The 4637-nt window shown below is 75.8% G+C and carries 4 protein-coding genes; 1 reads left to right on the top strand and 3 read right to left on the bottom strand.

The features are described 5' to 3' along the window. The first annotated feature begins 116 nt into the window (after positions 1-116). Positions 117-656 carry a GNAT family N-acetyltransferase gene (locus ACFOVU_RS08605; protein WP_378531600.1) on the top strand — a complete coding sequence of 180 codons (540 nt, stop codon included), beginning with the start codon at positions 117-119 and terminating at the stop codon, positions 654-656. 27 nt (positions 657-683) lie between these two features. On the opposite strand, the gene ACFOVU_RS08600 is transcribed toward ACFOVU_RS08605, so the two are convergent. From ACFOVU_RS08600 to ACFOVU_RS08590, 3 genes are all read right to left on the bottom strand, one after another. Next, positions 684-2573, bottom strand: coding sequence for a helix-turn-helix domain-containing protein (locus ACFOVU_RS08600; RefSeq protein WP_378531598.1), 1890 nt, complete (start codon positions 2571-2573; stop codon positions 684-686). A gap of 32 nt (positions 2574-2605) precedes the next feature. Further along, positions 2606-3979 carry an MFS transporter gene (locus tag ACFOVU_RS08595; protein ID WP_378531596.1) on the bottom strand — a complete coding sequence of 458 codons (1374 nt, stop codon included), beginning with the start codon at positions 3977-3979 and terminating at the stop codon, positions 2606-2608. A 56-nt stretch (positions 3980-4035) separates the two neighbouring features. Continuing rightward, on the bottom strand, positions 4036-4637 hold a 602-nt coding region (locus tag ACFOVU_RS08590), incomplete at its 5' end, for an SDR family oxidoreductase (protein WP_378531594.1).

Raw genomic sequence — 4637 nt, 5'->3', positions numbered from 1 at the left:
CCCGGCGGCGTTGTACCGGGGTGCCCGGAGCCGTCCGGCCCGCACCGGCGGGAGCACCGGTTTCTCCGATAGGTTGGGCCCCGCCCCACGGGGCGTCCCCACACGAGGAGGTAGACGTGGACCGCCGCGCAGAGCAGGACCCCGGCGCCCGCGCGGAGCCCGTCCCGCTCACCGGCGAGCGCCTGTCCCTGCGCCCCTGGGAGCCCGCCGACGGCCCCGAGCTCAACCGGATCGTCGCCCTGCCCGACGTCTGGCGCTGGTGGAACGAGGAGGACTTCACCGAGGCCGACGACGGCGTCCAGCGCTACGTGGTGCTGGTCGACTCCGCCGTGCGGGGGATGATCCAGTACTGGGAGGAGAACGAGCCCGACTTCCGGCACGCGGGGCTCGACATCTTCATCGACCCCGAACTGCGCGGGCGCGGCCTGGGGGTCGAGGCGATCCGGCTGCTCGCCGGCTGGCTGTTCACCGCGCGCGGCCACCACCGCCTGGTCATCGACCCCGCTCTGGGCAACGATCCGGCCGTGCGCGCCTATGAGAAGGCCGGCTTCCGCCGGGTCGGCGTCATGCGCGAGTACTGGCGCGACCCCGTCGACGGCGCCTGGCGCGACGGCCTCCTCCTCGACCTGCTGCGCAGCGACCTCGCCCGGGGGTGACCGGGACCGGCGGGGCGGCGTTGCCGCTCACCGGCCCGCCTCGCGCAGGGTGTGCAGGTGCAGGGCGATCCGCACCTCCAGTTCGCCGCCGGGGGAGTTCCACTCCGCTCCGAGGAGGTCGGCGATGCGGTCCAGGCGCTGCGACACCGTGTTCACGTGGACGTGCAGGGCCGCCGCGGCGCGCCCGAGGTTGCGGCCGTTGGCGAAGAACTCCTCCAGAGTGCGGCGCAGCTCCGTGGAGCGCCGGGCATCGTAGTCCAGCACCGGGCCCAGCGTGCGCCGGACATAGCCCTCCAGGTCGCGCCCCTCGCCCAGCAGCAGGCCGGCGAACCCCAGGTCCGGCATTGCCGCGCCGCGCCCCTCCAGGCCCAGCGCGCGCATCGCCCGCATGCACCGGTCGGCGTCGGCGTGGGCGCCGGGGACCGCCAGCGGCCCCCGCACCGGCCCGCCGCCCGCGACGGTCACCCGCCCGCCGGCGTGCGCGGCCAGCTCACCGCGGACGCGGTGCGCCGCGGCCGAGGCGTCGGATCCGGGGACGACCAGCACGACGTGGTCGCGGTCCTGCCCGCTGAGCCCGCCCTCGGCGGAGGCCACCCGCCGGGCGCACTCGGCCAGCCGGCCCCGGGGCAGACCGGGGGCGTGCGCCAGCAGCACGCAATGGCCGGTGTCGAGGTCGACGCCCAGGCGGCGGGCGCGCGCCGCCAGCGCGCCGGGGTCGCGCCCGGTGCCCAGCAGGAGGTCGCCGACGAGCTCGCCGCGGACCCGGTCCTCGGCCTCGGCCGCGGAGGCCCGCAGCAGCAGGAGCAGCGCCGTGACCACCCCCGCGCGCTCGAACAGCCGGCGGTCGGCGTCGTCCAGGCCGGGTCGCCCCGTCAGCAGCAGCCCGCCCAGCGGCTGCGGCCCCGCCGACAGCGCGCACACCCACGTGCCGTCCTGGGCCACGGCCCGGCCCTCGTCGCGCGAGCGGCGCACGGCGTCGGCCATCGGCGCCGACGGGGCGCGGCCCGCGCACGCCAGGACGCGGCCGTCGGGGTCGGTGACGGTCACCCCGCCGCCCAGCACCGCCCGCACATCGGCCGCCACGTCGATGGGGTCGGCCCCGCGCAGCACCAGGCCGGTGAGGCGGTCGTGGGCGGCCTCGGCGCGCTGGATCGCCGCGTGGGTGGCCCGCAGCCCGGCGTGGGCCCGGTTGCGCTCGTCCAGCGCGGCGCGGGTCCCCGCGAGGAGCTCGGTGTTGTCGAGGGCGATGGCGGCGTGCGCCGCCAGCGACCCCAGCAGCGCCACCTCGTCGGGGGTGAACGTCCGAGGGGCCCGGTCGGCGGCGAACAGCACGCCGATCACGCGCTCGCCGGACAGCAGCAGCGGTACACCGAGGATCGCGACCAGCCCCTCGTCGGCCACGCCCGCGTCGATGGTCGGCGTGTGGGCGAACCGCTCGTCGCTGAGGTAGTCGGCGCTGGCGTAGGGGGCGGCGGTCTCGGCGACCAGCCCGCCCAGCCCCGCCCCGTAGTCCAGGCGCAGCCGCTGGAAGAGCGGGGACACCGAGCCGTCGGTCACCCGCATGAAGGTGTCGCCGCGCTCCGCGTCGTCCAGCGTGAGGTAGGCGGTGTCGGTGCCCAGCAGGTGGCGGGCCCGGTGCACGATCGCGTGCAGCAGGGCGTCGAGGTCGCGGGAGGCGGCGAGGTCGCCGGAGGTCTCGAACAGGGCCGTCAGCTGGGCCTCGCGGCGGCGGTGCTGGGCCAGCCGGCCGTGCAGCCGCAGGGCCACGAGGGTCGCCGCCTCCACCTCGGCGACCTCCTCGGGCGCGGCACCTCCGGCCCGCAGCCGGGCGGCCGGCTCCCCGAACCCCTCTGCCGGCGCGCTGCCGTCGAGGAGGTCGAGGAGCCGGCGCATCGCGGCCAGGGCGGAGGTGTCCATGCCGCCGATGGTCGCACGCCCGCCGCCGGTGCTCACCCGGCCGATGCCGGCCGGGGCCCCTCGCCGACGGCGGCCAGGTCGGTTCCGTTGGTCTCCCGCGAGGCGAGCACCGCGGCGAGCGTCAGGACCCCCGCTGCGGCGACGTAGAGGGCGATGGGCAGGCTCGACCCGAAGGAGGCGAGCAGCGCGGTCGCGATGAGCGGTGCGACCCCGCCCGCCGCGATGGAGGCGAGCTGGTAGCCGATCGACGCGCCCGAGTAGCGGACGCGGGTGCCGAACAGCTCGGAGAACAGCGCCGCCTGCGGGCCGTACATCGCCCCGTGCAGCACCAGGCCGACGGTGGCGGCCAGGGTGACCGCCCCGAAGGTACCGAGGTCGATCAGCGGGAAGAACGCGAAGCCCCAGACCGAGACCCCCACGGCGCCGATGGCGATGACCGGCCGCCGCCCCCACGCATCCGACAGCGCACCCCAGGCCGGGATGGTCACCAGGTGCACCGCCGAGGCGACCAGCACCGCGTTGAGCACCTGCCCGTTGGGTACCCCGGCCTCCTGGGTCGCGTAGACGAGGATGAAGGCCGTGATGACGTAGTAGGAGATGTTCTCCGCCATGCGCACGCCCATGGCCACCAGCACCTCGCGGCGGTGGTGCACGAGCACGCCGAGGATGGGCGCGCGCTCGGCGGTGTGCCCGCCGTCCTCACTGCGCCGTACCGCCTCCCGGAACACCCGCGACTCGCTCACCGCGAGGCGGATCCACAGGCCGATCAGGACCAGCACGCCCGAGAGCAGGAACGGGATCCGCCACCCCCAGGCCAGGAAGGCGGCGTCGGACATGGCCACGGCCAGGACCGCCAGCACCGCGGTCGCCAGCAGGTTCCCGCACGGCACCCCGGCCTGCGGCCACGACGCCCAGAACCCGCGGTGGCGCGGGGAGCCGTGCTCGGAGACCAGCAGCACCGCGCCGCCCCATTCACCGCCCAGCGCGAACCCCTGGACCACCCGCAGCAGGGTGAGCAGCAGCGGGGCCGCCAGGCCCAACGTGGCATGGGTGGGCAGCAGCCCGATGGCGAAGGTGGCGCCGCCCATCATCAGCAGGCTCACCACCAGGAGCCGCTTGCGCCCGATGCGGTCGCCGTAGTGGCCGAACACCAGCCCGCCGAGTGGGCGCGCGACGAAGCCCACCGCGTAGGTGGTGAACGCCAGCAGGGTGCCGATCAGCGGCTCGGACTCCGGGAAGAACACGTGGTTGAAGACGAGGGCGGCGGCGGAGCCGTAGAGGAAGAAGTCGTACCACTCGATGGTGGTGCCGATCAGGCTGGCGGCGACGACCCGGTGGAACGGCGTCGCGCGCGCCGGGGCCGCGGACGGGCCGGCGGACGGGGGAGGCGGGGGGACATCGGGCATGGGGGCACCGTTTCCGTGAGGGGGTGGGCGGGGGTGTATCCGGCGCGCGGGGCCGGTCAGGTGGCGGTCCAGCCGCCGTCGATGGTGAGGCTCGAACCGGTGATGCCGCGGGCGTGCGGGGTGCACAGCCACGCCGTTGCCTCGGCCACCTCCTCCGCGTCGACGAGCCGCTTGACGGCCGGGCGCTCCAGCAGCACCCGGCCGATCACCTCGGACTCGGACAGGCCGTGCGCCCGCGCCTGGTCGGTGATCTGGCGCTCCACGAGCGGGGTGCGCACATAGCCGGGGCAGACGCAGTTGCTGGTGACCCCGTGGGCGGCGGCCTCGACCGCGGCCACCTTGCTCAGGCCTTCGAGGGCGTGCTTGGCGGAGACGTAGGCGGACTTGTAGGCGCTGGCGCGCAGGCCGTGCACTGAGGAGATGTTGACGATCCGGCCCCATCCGGCCGCGTTCATGTGCGGCAGGCAGTGGCGGATCAGCAGGAAGGGTGCGTGGACCATGAGGGCGTGCATCCGGCGGAACACATCGGGCGGGAACTCCGCGATGGGGGCGACGTGCTGCACCCCGGCGTTGTTGACGAGCACGTCCACGTCGGCGGGGAGCGCGTGCACCGCCGCCTCGTCGGTGAGGTCGGCGGGGTGGGCGTCGCCGCCGGTCT

It is taken from the genome of Nocardiopsis sediminis (genome assembly GCF_042650565.1).
Lineage (GTDB): Bacteria > Actinomycetota > Actinomycetes > Streptosporangiales > Streptosporangiaceae > Nocardiopsis_B > Nocardiopsis_B sediminis.
Note: the sequence above shows the minus strand (reverse complement) of the source record. Positions and strands in the feature narration are given on the sequence as shown.

Coding starts and splice junctions, on each gene's coding strand:
- ACFOVU_RS08600 (WP_378531598.1), bottom strand. CDS start 2,573: ATGGACACCTCCGCCCTGGCCGCGATGCGCCGGCTCCTCGACCTCCTC.
- ACFOVU_RS08595 (WP_378531596.1), bottom strand. CDS start 3,979: ATGCCCGATGTCCCCCCGCCTCCCCCGTCCGCCGGCCCGTCCGCGGCC.